Genomic DNA, 16,553 nt, shown 5'->3' on the forward strand with positions numbered 1-16,553 from the left:
CCCCCGTTATCCTTGCCTGCCATGACATTGCGAACCGGCGCCATCGTCCAGGCCCTGGGCGGTCAGCTGTTCGGCGACCCCGACCGGGTCATCGCCCGCCTGGCGCCACTCGAAAGCGCCCAGCCCACTGAACTGAGCTTTCTCGTCAACCCGCGGCTGGCGCACCTGCTGTCGGCCACCCAGGCGGGTTGCGTCATCGTCGGCCCCGCCATGGCCGATGCCGCGCGCACGCGCGCGCACGGCGGCGGTGACTGCATCGTGGCCGACGACCCGCACCTGTATTTCGCCCGCCTGACGCAACTGTGGAAGCGCCTGCACGGCGGTGCGCCCAAGCCGGGCATTCACCCGAGCGCCATCGTCGAGGAGGGCGCCTTCGTCGACCCCACCGCCAGCGTGGGCGCGCAGTGCTTCGTTGGGCGCGGCGCGCGCATTGGCGCGGGCAGCGTGCTGAAGCCGCGCGTCACCGTGGGCGAAGACTGCGTGCTGGGCGCGCGCTGCATCGTGCAGAGCGGCGCGGTGATCGGCGGCGACGGCTTCGGCTTTGCGCCGCGCGACGGCGGCTGGGAAAAGATCGAGCAGCTGGGCGCCGTGCGCATTGGCGACGACGTGGAAATCGGCGCCAACACCTGCATCGACCGCGGCGCGCTGGACGACACCGTGATCGAGGATGGCGTCAAGCTCGACAACCTGATCCAGATCGGCCACAACTGCCACATTGGCAAGCACACGGCCATGGCCGGCTGCGTGGGCGTGGCGGGCAGCGCGCGCATCGGCGCCCACTGCACCGTGGGCGGCGCGGGCATGATCCTGGGTCACCTGACCATTGCCGACCACGTGCACATCTCGTCGGCGTCGATCGTCACGCGCTCCATCCTCAAGCCGGGGCACTACACTGGCTTCTACCCCATCGCCGAAAACGCCGAATGGGAAAAGAACGCGGCCACGCTCAAGCAGATCCATCGCCTGCGCGAGCGTGTGCGGCGCCTGGAAGGCGGGCTGGCCGACCGCCCCGACGAGTCATAGAATAGGCTGCCTGCGCCCACCCCATCGGCGCGGACAGCTATTAAAACAGAAGCATTCGCCATGATGGACATTCACCGCATCCTGACCAAGCTGCCGCACCGCTATCCCTTCCTGCTGGTCGATCGCGTGCTCGACATCGACCTTGAGGCCAAGACGATACGGGCGCTGAAGAACGTCACCGTCAACGAACCGTTCTTCACCGGCCACTTTCCCAACCGGCCGGTCATGCCGGGCGTGCTGATGCTGGAGGCCATGGCCCAGTCGTGCGCGCTGCTGTCGTTCGAGACCGAAGGCATCTCGCTCGGCGACGACCAGGTGTTCTACTTCGTCGGCATCGACGGCGCGCGCTTCAAGCGGCCGGTGGAGCCGGGCGACCAGCTCATCCTGCATGCCGCGCTGGACCGCGCCCGCGCCGGCATCTACCGCTTCAACTGCAAGGCCACCGTGGGCGACGACGTCGCCTGCGAGGCGGCCATCATGTGCACGATGAGGGATGTCAGTTGACCCCCCCTGAAGGACGTGCTCCCCCCTGAGTCGCCTGCGGCGCCTTCCCCCCGGGGGGGGCAACGCTGGTGGCCGGGGAGACCCCGGCCACGGCGTTCCCGGGCGGCCTGCTCCGCGGCCATTCGGGCGACGAGCAGCGTTTTTGGTGGCACCGTTGTTGCTCACATGACCCAGGTTCACTCTACCGCGCTGATCGATCCGAAGGCCGAACTCGATTCGAGCGTCAACGTCGGCCCCTACGCGGTCATTGGCCCGCATGTGCGCATCGGCGCCGGCACCACCGTGGGCGCGCACTGCGTCATCGAAGGCCACACCACGCTGGGGCGCGACAACCGCATCTTTCAGTTCGCCAGCCTGGGCGCCGCGCCGCAGGACAAGAAATACGCCGGCGAGCCGACGCGGCTCGACATCGGCGACGGCAACACCATTCGCGAATTCGTCACCATCAACACCGGCACGGTGCAGGACCAGGGCATTACCCGGCTGGGCGACGACAACTGGATCATGGCGTATGTGCACATCGCGCACGACTGCCAGCTGGGCAGCCACATCATCCTGGCCAACGCGGTGCAGCTGGCGGGGCACGTGCATCTGGGCGACTGGGTGTTCCTGGGCGGTCTGACCGGCGTGCACCAGTTTGGGCGCGTCGGTGCGCACGCCATGACGGCCTTCCAGACCCGGCTGGCGCAGGACGTGCCACCCTTCGTCACGGCCGGCGGCAACCCGGCCGAGGCGCAGAGCATCAACGCCGAAGGGCTGAAGCGCCGCGGCTTTTCGCCCGAGCGCATCACGCTCATCAAGCAGATGTACCGCCTGCTGTACCGCAAGGGCCTGACGCTGGAGGCCGCGCGCCAGCAGATCGACGCGCTGCGCGGCGAGCTGGCCGAGGCGGACGCCGACATCAACTTGATGCAGGACTTCCTGTCGTCGGCCACGCGCGGCATCGTGCGCTGAAGGCGGGGTGAGGGCCATGACGCCGGGGCCGACACAGCGCGCGCCGCGATTCGGCATGGTGGCGGGCGAAGCCTCGGGCGATCTGCTGGCCGCGCACCTGCTGGCCGCGCTGCGCGCGCGCTGGCCCGACCTGCAGGCGGCCGGCATCGGCGGCGCCGAGATGCAGCGCCGGGGCTTCGACGCGTGGTGGCCGGTCGAAAAACTCTCGGTGCGCGGTTACCTTGAAGTGCTGCCGCGCCTGCCCGAGCTGCTATGGATTCGAAAGCGCCTGACGAAGACCCTGCTTGCGCAAAAGCCCGATCTGTTCATTGGTGTCGACGCGCCGGACTTCAACTTCGAGCTGGAAGCGCGCCTGAAGGCCGCGGGCCTGAAGACGCTGCATTTCGTCAGCCCCTCCTTCTGGGCCTGGCGTCCCGAAAAGCTGGCGCGGCTGAAAGCGGCCGCCGACCATGTGCTGTGCCTGTTCCCCTTCGAGCCCGAACTGCTGGCCCAGCACGGCATCGGCGCCAGCTACGTCGGCCATCCGCTGGCCAGCAGCATTCCCCTGCAGCCCGACCGGGCCGCCGCGCGGCGCGCGCTGGGCCTGCCGGACGCCGGGCCGCTGGTGGCCCTGCTGCCCGGCAGCCGCGCGGCCGAGGTCAAGCACCTGGGTTCACGGTTCTTTCAGGCCGCAGCGCTGATCAGGCAGGCGCGACCAGCTACACAATTCATAGTTCCCACGGTGCCGCACCTGCTGCCACAGGTCCAGGCGCTGGCGCGCGCCAGCGGGCTGGGCGACGCCGTGCACGTGGTGCGCGGCCAGTCGCACGCTGCGCTGGCCGCGTGCGACGTCACGCTGATCGCCAGCGGCACCGCCACGCTGGAGGCGGCGCTGTTCAAGCGCCCCATGGTCATTGCCTACGCCATGCCCGATGTCAGCTACCGCGTGATGCGCAAGAAGCGCCAGCTGCCCTGGGTGGGCCTGCCCAACGTGCTGTGCGCCCCGCGCGAATGGCTGCACCGCCCGGCCGACGTGTCGCCGCACGACTGGGCCGACCGCACCGACGCGCCTTTCGTCGTGCCTGAGCTGATCCAGCACGCGGCCACGCCGCCCGCGCTGGCGCAGGCGGTGCTGGACTGGCTGGCCGCGCCTGAGAAAATCGACGCGGTGCAGCAGCGCTTTGCCGCGCTGCACCACGACCTGAAACGTGACACTGCCCAATTGGCCACCGATGCGATCGAGACGCTTCTTGCGCGCTGAACAGGCGCCACTGGACTGGGACACGCCCGGCCTCATCGCCGGGGTGGACGAGGCCGGGCGCGGCCCGCTGGCCGGGCCGGTGGTGGCCGCGGCCGTCATCCTCGACCCGCGCAAGCGCATTCGCGGCCTGGCCGATTCGAAGGTGCTGGGGCCGAAGACACGCGCGCGGCTGCACGACGAGATCATGGACAAGGCGTTGTGCTGCGCCATTGCCATGGCCACGGTGCAGGAGATCGACACGCTCAACATCCTGCAGGCCACGCTGCTGGCCATGCGCCGCGCGGTCGAAGGGCTGCGCCTGCCGCCCGCGCTGGTCATGGTCGACGGCAACCGGCTGCCAGTGCTGCCGATGCGCGCCGAGGCCATCGTCGATGGCGACGCCAAGGTCATGTCGATCGCGGCCGCGTCGATCCTGGCCAAGGTGCACCGCGACCGCTGGTGCGCCGAGATCGACGCCGCGTTTCCGCAGTACGGCTTTGCCGCGCACAAGGGCTACGGCACGGCCGCCCACCTGGCGGCGCTGCGCGCCCACGGCGCGTGCGAGCACCACCGCCGCACCTTTGCGCCTGTGGCGGCGGTGCTGATCCAGCCGCCGGTGGGTGCGTGATGGCAAGCCGAAAGCCGCAGCCCAGTGGGCTGCAAGCTACCATGTCAGAAGGTCGCGGCGCAGACCACACCAGCGAACGCCGTGGAGCGGGCTTGGCCCGGCCACCGGCGTTGTCCCCCCTCCCGCAGGAGAGGGCGGAAGGCGCGGAGCGCCACAGGGGGGGAGACCTTCATCACTTCGCGCGACAACGCGCTGCTGAAAGACCTGCGCCGGCTGGCGCAGGACAGCGACGCCCACCGCAAGCAAGGCCGCTTGTGGGTCGAGGGCGAACACCTGTGCAGCGCCGCGCTGGCGCGCGGCTGGCGCCCGGCGCTGGGCGTGTTTTCAGCATCTTATTGGCCGCTGGCGCCTGCGGGTATTGCGCAGGCAGCTATAAAAAACGTAGTTATCGACGATGGGCTGATGAAAGGCATCAGCGACCTGCCGTCGCCCGCGCCGCTGGCTTTCGTCATCGACCTGCCACCCGCGCCCGCGCTGCTGCCCGACGCGCCCACGGTGGTGCTCGACCGCGTGCAGGACGCGGGCAACGTCGGCTCGATCCTGCGCAGCGCGGCGGCGTTCGGCTTTGCGCAGGTGGCGGCGCTCAAGGGCACGGCGCTGCCGTGGTCGCCCAAGGTGCTGCGCGCGGGCATGGGCGCGCACTTCGGGCTGCGGCTGGTCGAAGGGCTGGCGGCCGACGACCTGGCCGCGCTGCAGGTGCCGCTGCTGGTGACCAGCTCGCATGAGGGCGAGTTGCTGCACCGCGCGCGCCTGCCCTGGCCGTGTGCCTGGGTGATGGGGCACGAAGGGCAGGGCGTGTCGCCCGAACTGGCCGCGCGCGCCGCGATGGCGCTGCGCATTGCGCAGCCGGGGGGGCGAAGAGTCGCTCAACGTGGCCGCGGCAGCGGCCATCTGCCTGCACGCCAGCGCGGGCGGGCGGGCCTGACGCCCAGCGGCGCGCCCGCTGCGCGCCGATAATCCGCAGCGCCCGTTTCTCTCAAGGAAATTCCATGCCTTCCCACCTGCCGTCGCGCCGCGACATCCTGAAATGCTCGGCCGCCGCTGGCCTGTCGGCCCTGCCGCTGGGCGCCTTCGCGCAAGCCGCCTGGCCGACCAAGCCGGTACGCCTGGTGGTGCCCTTTGCCCCCGGTGGCAGCTCGGAGATCGTGGCACGCGCCGTGGCGGCCGAGATGGGCAAGACGCTGGGCCAGAACGTGTTCGTCGAGAACAAGCCCGGCGCCGCCGGCAACATCGCCATGCAGGAAGTGGCCAGCAGCACCGACGAGCACACCATCATCCTGGGCCACATCGGCACGCTGGCCGTCAACCCGTACATCTTCCCCAAGCTGCCGTACGACCCGGGCCGCGACTTCGCGCCCATCACGCTGGTGTCCAAGGTGCCCAGCCTGTACGTCGTGCACCCCGACCTGCCGGTGAAGAACATCAAGGACTTCGTGGCCTACGCCAAGTCCAAGCCGGGGCAGGTCAACTACGGCTCGGCCGGCAACGGCAGCGCCGGGCATCTGGCCATGGAATACCTGAAGATGGTCAGCCAGACCTTCATGCTGCACGTGCCGTACCGCGGCACCGGGCCGATGCTGACCGACCTGATGGCGGGGCGGCTGCAGGCGGCGTCGGTCGGCGCGCCGGCGCTGCTGTCCTTCATCAAGGCCGGCAAGCTGCGCTGCATCGGCACCGGCACGGCGCAGCGCCTGCCGCAGCTGCCCGACGTGCCCACGGTGGCCGAGCAGGGCTTCCCAGGCTTCGAGATGACGCAGTGGTACGGCCTGCTGGCGCCCAAGAAATGGCCGGCGGCCAACCTGGCCAAGCTGGAGGCCGAGGCCATCAAGGCCACGCGCGGTGCGCTGGTCAAGGACAAGCTGGCGCAGGAAACGGCGCTGGCCGTGGGCAACTCCAGCGCCGAGTTTGCGCAGTTCATCACCGCCGAGCAAAAGCGCTGGAGCCAGGTCATCGCGCGGGCGCAGATCAAGCCAGAAGGGCTGGGTTAAGGCCAGCGCGGGCGCCGCCCAAAGGCTATAATCAGCGGCTTTTCTCGAAACAGCGTCGCCCGACCGCATTCAAAGCCAGCCTCCTTCTGAAAGCTGCCCCGCGCGTGGCGCGCGGGGGCCTGCACGGGCGACCGTCACATCACGGAGAACCCAGTGCTTTCGTCTCTCGAGGGGAAATTCCCGCCCGCCATCCTGGCCCTCGCCGACGGCAGCGTCTTCATCGGTCAATCCATCGGCGCCACTGGCACCACCGTGGGCGAGGTGGTGTTCAACACCTCGATGACCGGCTATCAGGAAATCCTGACCGACCCCAGCTATTGCCAGCAGATCGTCACCCTGACGTATCCGCACATCGGCAACACGGGCGTCAATGCCGAAGACGTCGAGTCCGCCAAGGTGCAGGCCGCCGGCCTCATCGTCAAGGACCTGCCGTCCCTGGTCAGCAACTTCCGCAGCCAGGGCACGTTGCAGGATTACCTGCGCGCCGAATCCACGGTGGCCATCGCCGGCATCGACACGCGCCAGCTCACACGGCGCCTGCGCACGCACGGCGCGCAGAACGGCGCCATCGTCGGCCTGGCGGCGGGCGAGGCGGTCACGCCCGAGCGCATCGACGCCGCCGTGCAGGCCGCGCGCGCCGCGCCGTCGATGTCGGGGCTTGACCTGGCCAAGGTGGTCAGCACGCGCCAGCCCTACGAATGGACGCAGACCGAATGGCAGCTGGGCAGCGGCTACGGCACGCAGGCGCAGCCGCATCTGCACGTGGTGGCCTACGACTTCGGCGTCAAGAAGAACATCCTGCGCATGCTGTCGCAGCGCGGCTGCCGCGTCACCGTGGTGCCGGCGCAGACCCCGGCCGCTGAAGTGCGGGCACTGCGGCCCGACGGCGTGTTCCTCTCCAACGGCCCGGGCGACCCCGAGCCGTGTGACTACGCCATCGCCGCCGCGCGCGAAATCATCGACACCGGCATGCCGGTGTTCGGCATCTGCCTGGGCCACCAGATCATGGCGCTGGCCGCAGGTGCCACCACCTACAAGATGAAGTTTGGCCACCACGGCGCCAACCACCCGGTCAAAGACCTGGAAGACGGCTGCGTGTCCATCACCAGCCAGAACCACGGCTTCGCGGTCGACGCCGCCACGCTGCCGGCGCACCTGCGCGCCACGCACGTCAGCCTGTTCGACGGCACGCTGCAGGGCTTTGCCCATGTCGACAAGCCGGCGTTCTGCTTCCAGGGCCACCCCGAGGCACTGCCGGGCCCGCACGACATCGGCTACCTGTTCGACCGCTTCATCCAGAACATGGAGCAGGCGCGCGCCAACACGGCGTCGGCAGCTACCGAAAGCGGAGCGCAAGCGGCATGAAGCTGTACGCGTTCCCGCAGGCCGCGCTCGAAAAAGCCATCGCTCGCCGCATGCTCACGCTGGCATCGCCGCACCGCGAATGGTTTGCCGAGCGCTGGTCGCAGAAGCCCTACAAGAAGTCCTTTCTTGAACACAAGGCCATGCCGCTGGTCACGCTGCTGGCCAAGGGCAAGACCTGGGACGCCGACACCTTTGCCAGCGAGCTGGCTGCGTGGGACGCCCGGTTTTACGACGCCGAGGCCGAAGTGCTGCGCCCCATGGTCGAAGGCGACGGCCTGGTGCAGCTGATGCAGAAGAACATGCCGCCCGAGCGCGCCCAGGCGCTGCTCGACAAGCTGGCCCAGGACCGCCATGCCTGATGGCGCCGCGCCGCTGCCCGGGCGGCCCCCACGCTGCCACCCCCGCCGCACGCGCGTGGGCGCGGCGGCGGCGTGGGCTGTGGCCTGCCTGTTGGCCGGCTGCGCCCAGCCGCCGGCGGCGCCCACCGTGTCTGCCGAGCGGCTGGAGCGCTTTGCCACCGCCTACATGCAGATGCTGCCCGTCGGCCCCGTGATGGCGTCAGCTGCCGCGCAGGACGCGCGCTGGCCGCTGGGCGACAAGGCCGACCTGGTGAGCGACGCCCAGCTGGGTTGCATGCGCCAGGCGCTGTCGCCGCAGGCGGTGGCGGCGCGCCAGCGGCAGTCTGCGCGCGACTACGCGCTGGCGCACCCCGACACACTGGACGCCGACCTGCGCGTGCTCGAAGACGGCGCCGCGCGCCTCATCGGCCAGGCCATGCTGGCCGGTGCCGAACGCTCGCCCGCCGCGGCGCTGGCGGGTGCCAGCGCCACCCCGCAGCAGACGCAGGCGCTGGCCGCGTTTGCCACCGAGCCGCGCTATGCCGACCTGCGCCGCGCCACCGGCCTCGACGCCCTCATCGGCGGCGGCCAGCAACGTGCCGAAAGCGGCGGCCGCGCGCTGGGCCAGGCGCTGCTGGTACGGCATATGACCGAAGCCTTTCTGACCTGTCACATCCCGGTCAAGCTGTTGTATTGACCGTCTCGAAGACCATGCCCAAAAGAACCGACCTTAAAAGCATCCTCATCATCGGCGCCGGCCCCATCGTCATTGGCCAGGCGTGCGAGTTCGACTATTCCGGCGTCCAGGCCTGCAAGGCGCTGCGCGAAGAAGGCTACCGCGTCATCCTGATCAACAGCAACCCCGCGACGATCATGACCGACCCGGCCACGGCCGACGTGACCTACATCGAGCCGATCACCTGGCAGACGGTCGAAAAGATCATCGCCAAGGAGCGGCCCGACGCCATCCTGCCCACCATGGGCGGGCAAACGGCGCTGAACTGCGCGCTGGACCTGTGGCGCAACGGCGTGCTGGCCAAGTACAACGTCGAGCTGATCGGCGCCAAGCCCGAAGCCATCGACAAGGCCGAAGACCGCCTGAAGTTCAAGGAGGCCATGACCAAGATCGGCCTGGGCTCGGCGCGCAGCGGCATCGCGCACAGCATGGCCGAGGCGTGGGACGTGCAGAAGAAGGTCGGCTTCCCCACCGTCATCCGCCCCAGCTTCACCCTGGGCGGCACGGGCGGCGGCATCGCCTACAACCCGGAAGAGTTCGAAACCATCTGCAAGCGCGGCCTCGAAGCGTCGCCCACCAACGAGCTGCTGATCGAGGAATCGCTGCTCGGCTGGAAAGAGTACGAGATGGAAGTCGTGCGCGACCAGGCCGACAACTGCATCATCATCTGCTCGATCGAAAACCTCGACCCGATGGGCGTGCACACGGGCGATTCGATCACCGTCGCCCCCGCGCAGACGCTGACCGACAAGGAATACCAGATCATGCGCAACGCCAGCATCGCGGTGCTGCGCGAGATCGGCGTGGACACCGGCGGCTCCAACGTGCAGTTCTCGGTCAACCCCAAGGACGGGCGCATGATCGTGATCGAGATGAACCCGCGCGTGTCGCGTTCATCGGCGCTGGCGTCCAAGGCCACGGGCTTCCCGATCGCCAAGGTGGCCGCCAAGCTGGCCGTAGGTTACACGCTGGACGAACTGCGCAACGAAATCACGGGCGGCGCGACGCCCGCCAGCTTCGAGCCGACCATCGACTACGTGGTCACCAAGATCCCGCGCTTCGCGTTCGAGAAATTCCCCGCCGCCGACAACCGCCTGACCACGCAGATGAAGAGCGTGGGCGAAGTGATGGCCATCGGCCGCACCTTCCAGGAATCGTTCCAGAAGGCGCTGCGTGGCCTGGAAGTGGGCGTCGACGGCATGAACGAGAAGACGCAGGACCGCGAATGGCTCGAAAAAGAGCTGGGCGAGCCCGGTCCCGACCGCATCTGGTTCGTGGGCGATGCCTTCGCCGCCGGCTGGTCGCTCGATGAGGTGCACCAGTTGACCAAGATCGACAAGTGGTTCCTGGTGCAGATCGAAGAAATCGTGAAGATCGAACTCGAGCTGGACCAGCACACCGAGGCGCACGGCGACAAGGCGCTCGACATGCTCTCAAAACAAGAGCTGCTTGCGCTGAAGAAGAAAGGCTTTTCGGACCGGCGCCTGGCCAAGCTGCTGCGCACCACCGACAAGGCGGTGCGTGAGAAGCGCCGCGCCCTGGGCGTGCGCCCGGTCTACAAGCGCGTGGACACCTGCGCCGCCGAATTCGCCACCGACACCGCCTACATGTATTCGACCTACGAGGACGAATGCGAGGCCGAGCCGACCACCAACAAGAAGATCATGGTGCTGGGCGGCGGTCCCAACCGCATCGGCCAGGGCATCGAATTCGACTATTGCTGCGTGCACGCCGCGCTGGCCATGCGCGAAGACGGCTACGAGACCATCATGGTCAACTGCAACCCCGAAACGGTGTCGACCGACTACGACACCAGCGACCGCCTGTACTTCGAGCCGCTGACGCTGGAAGACGTGCTCGAAATCGTCGACAAGGAAAAGCCCGCGGGCGTGATCGTGCAATACGGCGGCCAGACGCCGCTGAAGCTGGCGCTGGGGCTGGAGGCCGAAGGCGTGCCCATCATCGGCACCACGCCCGACATGATCGACGCCGCCGAAGACCGCGAGCGCTTTCAGCAACTGCTGCATGAACTGGGCCTGCGCCAGCCGCCCAACGCCACCGCGCGCACCGAAGCCGAGGCGCTGGCCAAGGCGGCCGAGCTGGGCTACCCGCTTGTCGTGCGCCCCAGCTACGTGCTGGGCGGCCGCGCGATGGAGATCGTGCACGAGCAGCGCGACCTCGAGCGCTACATGCGCGAGGCCGTCAAGGTCAGCAACGATTCGCCGGTGCTGCTGGACCGCTTCCTGTCTGACGCCATCGAATGCGACGTGGACGCCGTGCGCGACGCGACGGGCCGCGTGTTCATCGGCGGGGTGATGGAGCACATCGAGCAGGCGGGCGTGCACTCGGGCGACTCGGGCTGCTCGCTGCCGCCGTACTACCTGAGCCAGGCCACCATCGACGAACTGAAGCGCCAGACCGCCGCCATGGCCCAGGGCCTGAACGTGGTCGGCCTGATGAACGTGCAGTTCGCCATTCAGGAAGTGCCGCAGGACGACGGCAGCAAGAAGGACGTGATCTACGTGCTGGAAGTCAACCCGCGCGCCAGCCGCACCGTGCCCTTCGTCAGCAAGGCCACCGGCATCCAGTTGGCCAAGGTGGCGGCGCGCTGCATGGCGGGCCAGACGCTGGATGCGCAAGGCATTGGCGCCGAAGTCACGCCGCCGTACTTCAGTGTCAAGGAAGCGGTGTTCCCGTTCGTGAAGTTTCCCGGCGTGGACACCATCCTCGGCCCCGAGATGAAGTCCACCGGCGAGGTGATGGGCGTCGGCAAGAGCTTCGGCGAGGCCTACATCAAGGCGCAGATGGGCGCCGGCGAGCGCCTGCCGCGTCCGCTCAAGGCCAATGGCACGCCGGCCGGCAAGGTGTTCATGACGGTGAAGAACACCGACAAGCCGACGGCGGTGAAGATCGCGCGTGACCTGGTCGCCATGGGCTTCCGGCTGATCGCCACGCGCGGCACGGCCGCGGCCATCGAAGCCGCCGGCGTGCCCTGCGAAACGGTGAACAAGGTGACCGAAGGCCGCCCGCACATCGTCGACATGATCAAGAACGACGAAATCGCGCTGGTCATCAACACCGTGGAAGAGCGCCGCAACGCCATCGCCGACAGCCGCGCCATCCGCACCAGCTCCCTGCTGGCACGCGTGCCCACCATCACCACCATCGCCGGCGCCGAAGCGGCGGTGGAGGGCATGAAGTTCATGGACACGCTGGGCGTGGTGTCGGTGCAGGAGATGCACGCGAGTCTTTGATTCCCCCTGAGACGCCGTCGGCGTCTTCCCCCGGGGGACGCCGCTGGTCGCCGGGGAAACCCCGGCTCGGGCGGCCTGGAATGGCCTGCTCCGCGGCCTCCTGATGGGAGCTCTGCGTCAGCGTTTTTCTGACTTGAATCGGCTGGCGCGCTTGGCATAATGCATGCCATGAACCTCACCGCCGCGCGGCAACGTGCGGCGGTTTGCTTTTACACGGATTGATTTGACATGGCCACCATCCCCCTCACCAAGCGCGGCGCCGAAATGCTCAAGGAAGAGCTGCAGCGCCTGAAGACGAAGGACCGCCCGGCGGTGATTGCCGCGATTGCGGAGGCGCGTTCGCACGGCGACCTGAGCGAGAACGCCGAGTACGACGCCGCCAAGGACCGCCAGGGCTTCATCGAAGGCCGCATCAAGGAAGTGGAAGGCAAGCTGGCGGCCGCGCAGATCATCGACCCGGCCACGCTGGATGCGGGCGGCAAGGTGGTGTTCGGTGCCACGGTGGATCTGGAAGACGAAGACTCGGGCGACCAGGTCACCTACCAGATCGTGGGCGAGGACGAGGCCGACCTGAAGCACGGGCTGATCAACATCAGCAGCCCGATTGCGCGCGCGCTGATCGGCAAGGAAGAAGGCGACACCGCCGAGGTGCAGGCGCCGGGCGGCGTGAAGCATTACGAGGTGATCGCCGTGCGCTATGTGTGACACCCCCCTAAGTCGCAGGCGCCTCGGTGCTCGCTTCCGCAGGCAGCGGCTCTTCGGTCTGTCCAAGCCTGCGCAGGCAGGTTGGGAGCCGCAGACCTCGGCCCCCGCTGCTGCGCGAGGGGCAACAACGCCGATGCCTGGCACAGATCCCGGCATGGCGTTCACTGGCATGGCCTGCGTGGCGGCCGTTGGTTTTTTTCAGGGCAGTCAATGACGCAAAGGCTGGCCCTGTTTGCCGCTGCGCTGTGGTGGGGCAGCCTTACGGCGATTGGCTTCGTGGTGGTGCCGCTGCTGTTCAAGTTTCTGCCCACGGCCGCCATGGCGGGCAACATGGCGGCCAGGCTGTTCACGGCGCAGACCTGGGTGTCGGTGGCGTGCGGCGTGGTGCTGTTGCTTTTGCATAAAAACAAGGCTTCAGCGCCCGATGGACGGGCGCGGACAGCTCTGTTTTTGATAGTGTTCGGCCTGCTGATGGCGCTGCTGATCGAGTTCGGCGCGGCGCCGCATATTCGCGCGCGCGACAATCTGGCGCTGTGGCATGGGTTGGGCACCGCCATGTTTGCGTTGCAGTGGCTGTGCGCCGCCGCCGTGCTGTGGCGCGGCCCTGCCGATTGGGGAGCAAAGCCATGAATTCACCCATCGTCGAGATCGACTTCACCGACTGGTGCGAGGCGCGCAGCCAGCCCGACTGGACGGCCGCCGTCGAGGCCGGCAAGGTGCTGCATTTCCCCCGGCTGGGCTTCGACCTGCAGCCGGCCGAAACGGCGCTGCTGCGCGAAGACATGTTGAAGCCCGGCACGCGCAACGTCAGCCTGGGCGCCGACGGCGTGCTGAAGGGCGCCGCCGGCAGCGCGGCCGAGCAGGAGGCGCTGGGCGCCATGGTGGGGCGCTTTCGGCGCCAGGCGCTGCAGCTGATCGACGGCCTGCTGCCCGAATATCGTGGCCAGCTGCGCGTGGCGCCCACCAGCTTTCGACCCAAGCAGGTCGAGACGCGGGCGCAGTCGGTGCGCGCCGACGACCAGCGCATGCACGTGGACGCGTTCCCGTCGCGCCCCAGCTATGGCGAACGCCTGCTGCGCGTGTTCACCAACCTCAACCCCCACGGCGTGCCGCGCGTGTGGCGCGTGGGCGAAGACTTCGAGACCATCGCCCGGCGCTTTCTGCCGCAGGCCAAGCCCTACCGCCTGTGGCAGGCCAGGATGCTGAACGCCGTGCACGCCACCAAGTCGCTGCGCAGCGAATACGACCACCTGATGCTGCAGCTGCATGACCTGATGAAGTTCGACGAGGACTACCAGAAGAACGGCACGCAGCTGACCATGCCGTTCGCGCCCGGCAGCGTGTGGGTATGCTTCTCAGACCAGGCCACGCACGCGGTGATGAGCGGCCAGTACATGATGGAGCAGACGCTGTACCTGCCGCCGGGGCGCGAGGTGAATCCGCAGTCCAGCCCGCTGGCGATCCTGACGCGGCTGGTGGGGCGCCCGCTGGTAGGCGTGGGCGCCGGCGTGGCGCGCTGACATCCGGCAGGACGGGCATTCATGCCCGCCCGATATCGCTATTGATTTGGTAGCTACAGGCGCTGGTCAGGCAAGCGCCGGCGGCGAAATTGGTCGTGACGGAGGCGTGCCGGGCGGCGTCATTCCTTCCACGCGTCGGCCACCCACAGCGCGGGCTGGATGTGCGCGAAGCGCTTGTTGCGCTTGCCCGCCAGCGCGTCGGGTGGATTCACTTCACCATGGAAGATGACGATGCGCGCGTTGTGGGGCACGAACGGCGCCTTCCAGTAATTGGTGGGCCAGGCCGGAATGCCGTGGTACTTGAAGCTCGGGCACCAGTCGGCCGGCCAGTAGTTCAGCTTGCCTTGCGCGTGCAGAAAGTGCGACAGGTATTCCTGCTCGTTGCGGTATTGCTTCTGCACCTCGTCCATGTGGCCGCGGAAGTAGGCCAGCACGTCGGCATGCGCACCCAACGTGAAGCGGTACACCGACGAATTGCCCACGATGCGTTCGCCAAAGCGCCAGAACCTTGGGTAGTCGTGGATGATGAGAAATTCGCCCGGCTGGGTGAAGAAATCGTCCAGGCTGCCCACCACCACCACGTCCAGGTCGAGGAACAGCGCCGTGCCGCGCAGGCCATGCAGGTCGGCTTCGAAGGTGGTCAGCTTCTTCCACGCGCCGTCGCGCTGGCCGGGCTTCAGGTGCAGGTTGAGCGGCGGAATGGGCAGGCACTGCACCTCGGGCCGGATGCCGTTGGCGTCATCGGTCAGGCAGACGAAGTTGAAGTCGCCCGACAGATGCCGGCGCACCATGCCGTACAGCCGGTTGACGTATTCGGGGCCGTACTTGGTGCCCCATTTCATGCACAGAATGTGCCGTTGGCGCTGGTCTGACATGCGTTGACAGCTATGGTTTTTGATTGACGGGGCGAACATCCGGACCGAACAAGGTCGGCGCTAAGTCACCCCTCTCACCGTCATTCCCGCGCAGGCGGGAATCCATGCGGCGGGTACAAAGCCGCGGCTGGCGATGGAGGCGTGGATTCCCGCTTGCGCGGGAATGACGGCACTGTGTCATCCGGTTCGGCCTGGCGCCGGCGTGCCACCCGCCACATAACGGACGCAGTCAATCATTCCGGTTTTTCTTGACCGATTTCTGCTTAGGCGCAGCCTTCTTGACCTTGCCGCCCGGCGTCAGCCGCTGGTTGCCCAGCACGCGCACCACGCGCACTTCGGGGCGCTGGCCGCCGCGCTTGCTGTACTTCAGCACCTTCACGTCCTTGGGGCCGGCGCCGCGTTCCTCGTCCTCGGCGCGCGTCTTCTGGGGCTTGGGGCGCCACAGCACCAGCAGCTTGCCGATGTGCTGGATGGGCGCGGCGTTCAGTTCGTCGGCCAGTTGCTGGTAGATGGCGTCGCGCGCGGCGCGGTCGTCGCCCAGCACGCGGATCTTGATCAGGCCGTGGGCGTTCAGCGCCGAGTCGGTTTCCTTGCGCACGGCGTCGGTCAGGCCGTCGCCCCCGATCATGACCACGGGGTCCAGGTGGTGCGCGTCGGCGCGGTGCGCCTTGCGCTCGGTGGGGGTCAGTTCGATCTGGGGCATGGCACGTATTATCCGGCCAGCATGAAAATCAAATCCAAAAGCAAGAAGGTCAACAAGGCCTGGCTTGCGGACCACCTGAACGACCCCTACGTCAAGCTGGCGCAGAAGGAAGGCTACCGTGCCCGCGCCGCCTACAAGCTGAAGGAGATCGACGAGACACTCGGCCTGATCAAGCCGGGCATGCGGGTTGTCGACCTGGGCAGCACGCCCGGCGCCTGGAGCCAGTACGTGCGCCGCCGCCTGTCGCCGGACGGCGCGGCGGTGGGCGAACTGAACGGCACCATCGTGGCGCTGGACATTCTGCCCATGGAGCCGATCGAAGGCGTGGCCTTTCTGCAGGGCGACTTCCGCGAAGACGCGGTGCTGGCGCGACTGCACGACGCCGTGGGCGGCCAGCCGGTGGACGTGGTGGTGTCGGACATGGCGCCCAACCTGTCGGGCATCGAATCCAGCGACTCGGCGCGCATCAGCCACCTGGTGGAGCTGGCGGTGGATTTCGCCCGCGCGCACCTCAAGCCCGACGGCGCGCTGGTGGTCAAGCTGTTTCACGGCAGCGGCTACAGCCAGCTGGTGAAGCTGTTCAAGGAGACGTTCCGCGTGGTCAAGCCGGTCAAGCCCAAGGCGTCGCGCGACAAATCGTCGGAAACCTTTCTGGTGGGTATCGGTCTGAAGGTGGTTGAGCGTTGAGTGTCTGCTTGACGCGCGTCAAGCATTGAAACCGCTTGTATCCCGGCCTGGAGC

General features: G+C 68.0%; 16 protein-coding genes and 1 pseudogene. 15 read left to right on the forward strand and 2 right to left on the reverse strand.

The annotated features are described in order from the left end of the window. The first annotated feature begins 21 nt into the window (after positions 1 to 21). The 14 genes and pseudogenes from lpxD to R0D99_RS05505 all read left to right on the forward strand — a co-directional run bounded on the left by lpxD (position 22) and on the right by R0D99_RS05505 (position 14,234). Complete coding sequence (gene lpxD / locus R0D99_RS05440) at positions 22 to 1,023, forward strand: UDP-3-O-(3-hydroxymyristoyl)glucosamine N-acyltransferase (RefSeq protein ID WP_317750358.1); 1,002 nt, start codon at positions 22 to 24, stop codon at positions 1,021 to 1,023. A 60-nt stretch (positions 1,024 to 1,083) separates the two neighbouring features. Next, positions 1,084 to 1,527, forward strand: coding sequence for a 3-hydroxyacyl-ACP dehydratase FabZ (gene fabZ / locus R0D99_RS05445; protein WP_317750360.1), 444 nt, complete (start codon positions 1,084 to 1,086; stop codon positions 1,525 to 1,527). A 165-nt stretch (positions 1,528 to 1,692) separates the two neighbouring features. Beyond that, complete coding sequence (lpxA, locus tag R0D99_RS05450) at positions 1,693 to 2,481, forward strand: acyl-ACP--UDP-N-acetylglucosamine O-acyltransferase (protein WP_317750361.1); 789 nt, start codon at positions 1,693 to 1,695, stop codon at positions 2,479 to 2,481. 16 nt (positions 2,482 to 2,497) lie between these two features. Then, positions 2,498 to 3,721, forward strand: a complete 1,224-nt coding sequence (lpxB, locus tag R0D99_RS05455; RefSeq protein ID WP_317750362.1) for a lipid-A-disaccharide synthase — start codon at positions 2,498 to 2,500, stop codon at positions 3,719 to 3,721. Continuing rightward, positions 3,693 to 4,328 (forward strand): ribonuclease HII, encoded by a 636-nt coding sequence (gene rnhB, locus R0D99_RS05460; protein ID WP_317750363.1) that lies wholly within the window; start codon positions 3,693 to 3,695, stop codon positions 4,326 to 4,328. Before lpxB ends, rnhB begins: the two co-directional genes overlap by 29 nt. A 171-nt stretch (positions 4,329 to 4,499) precedes the next feature. Further along, positions 4,500 to 5,253: pseudogene (locus R0D99_RS05465) on the forward strand (TrmH family RNA methyltransferase). Positions 5,254 to 5,317: 64 nt separating this feature from the next. Continuing rightward, positions 5,318 to 6,316, forward strand: a complete 999-nt coding sequence (locus R0D99_RS05470; RefSeq protein WP_317750364.1) for a tripartite tricarboxylate transporter substrate binding protein — start codon at positions 5,318 to 5,320, stop codon at positions 6,314 to 6,316. 153 nt (positions 6,317 to 6,469) lie between these two features. Next, positions 6,470 to 7,681, forward strand: a complete 1,212-nt coding sequence (carA, locus tag R0D99_RS05475; protein ID WP_317750366.1) for a glutamine-hydrolyzing carbamoyl-phosphate synthase small subunit — start codon at positions 6,470 to 6,472, stop codon at positions 7,679 to 7,681. After that, positions 7,678 to 8,040: a hypothetical protein gene (locus R0D99_RS05480; RefSeq protein ID WP_317750367.1), complete on the forward strand. Its 363-nt coding sequence runs from the start codon at positions 7,678 to 7,680 to the stop codon at positions 8,038 to 8,040. The genes carA and R0D99_RS05480 overlap by 4 nt, the downstream gene beginning before the upstream one ends. Then, a complete protein-coding gene (locus R0D99_RS05485; RefSeq protein ID WP_317750368.1) occupies positions 8,033 to 8,716 on the forward strand; it encodes a hypothetical protein in 684 nt (227 codons plus the stop codon). Before R0D99_RS05480 ends, R0D99_RS05485 begins: the two co-directional genes overlap by 8 nt. 14 nt (positions 8,717 to 8,730) lie before the next feature. Next, on the forward strand, positions 8,731 to 12,009 hold the full coding sequence (gene carB / locus R0D99_RS05490; RefSeq protein ID WP_317750369.1) for a carbamoyl-phosphate synthase large subunit: 3,279 nt from the start codon (positions 8,731 to 8,733) through the stop codon (positions 12,007 to 12,009). Positions 12,010 to 12,237: 228 nt separating this feature from the next. Then, positions 12,238 to 12,714 (forward strand): transcription elongation factor GreA, encoded by a 477-nt coding sequence (gene greA, locus R0D99_RS05495; RefSeq protein ID WP_317750370.1) that lies wholly within the window; start codon positions 12,238 to 12,240, stop codon positions 12,712 to 12,714. Positions 12,715 to 12,924: 210 nt separating this feature from the next. Further along, complete coding sequence (locus R0D99_RS05500; protein WP_317750371.1) at positions 12,925 to 13,344, forward strand: DUF4149 domain-containing protein; 420 nt, start codon at positions 12,925 to 12,927, stop codon at positions 13,342 to 13,344. Beyond that, positions 13,341 to 14,234: a Kdo hydroxylase family protein gene (locus R0D99_RS05505; protein WP_317750372.1), complete on the forward strand. Its 894-nt coding sequence runs from the start codon at positions 13,341 to 13,343 to the stop codon at positions 14,232 to 14,234. Before R0D99_RS05500 ends, R0D99_RS05505 begins: the two co-directional genes overlap by 4 nt. A gap of 119 nt (positions 14,235 to 14,353) precedes the next feature. Here R0D99_RS05505 and R0D99_RS05510 read toward each other — a convergent pair whose 3' ends face one another. Together R0D99_RS05510 and R0D99_RS05515 are read right to left on the reverse strand one after the other, a co-directional pair. Further along, complete coding sequence (locus R0D99_RS05510; RefSeq protein WP_317750373.1) at positions 14,354 to 15,076, reverse strand: glycosyltransferase; 723 nt, start codon at positions 15,074 to 15,076, stop codon at positions 14,354 to 14,356. A gap of 262 nt (positions 15,077 to 15,338) precedes the next feature. Then, positions 15,339 to 15,812: a YhbY family RNA-binding protein gene (locus R0D99_RS05515; RefSeq protein WP_317750374.1), complete on the reverse strand. Its 474-nt coding sequence runs from the start codon at positions 15,810 to 15,812 to the stop codon at positions 15,339 to 15,341. A gap of 21 nt (positions 15,813 to 15,833) precedes the next feature. Between R0D99_RS05515 and R0D99_RS05520 the strand changes: the two genes are divergently transcribed. Beyond that, complete coding sequence (locus R0D99_RS05520; RefSeq protein WP_317750375.1) at positions 15,834 to 16,499, forward strand: RlmE family RNA methyltransferase; 666 nt, start codon at positions 15,834 to 15,836, stop codon at positions 16,497 to 16,499. Positions 16,500 to 16,553: the final 54 nt, after the last annotated feature.

The organism is Ottowia sp. SB7-C50 (genome assembly GCF_033110285.1).
In the GTDB taxonomy this organism is placed as follows: Bacteria; Pseudomonadota; Gammaproteobacteria; order Burkholderiales; family Burkholderiaceae_C; genus Ottowia.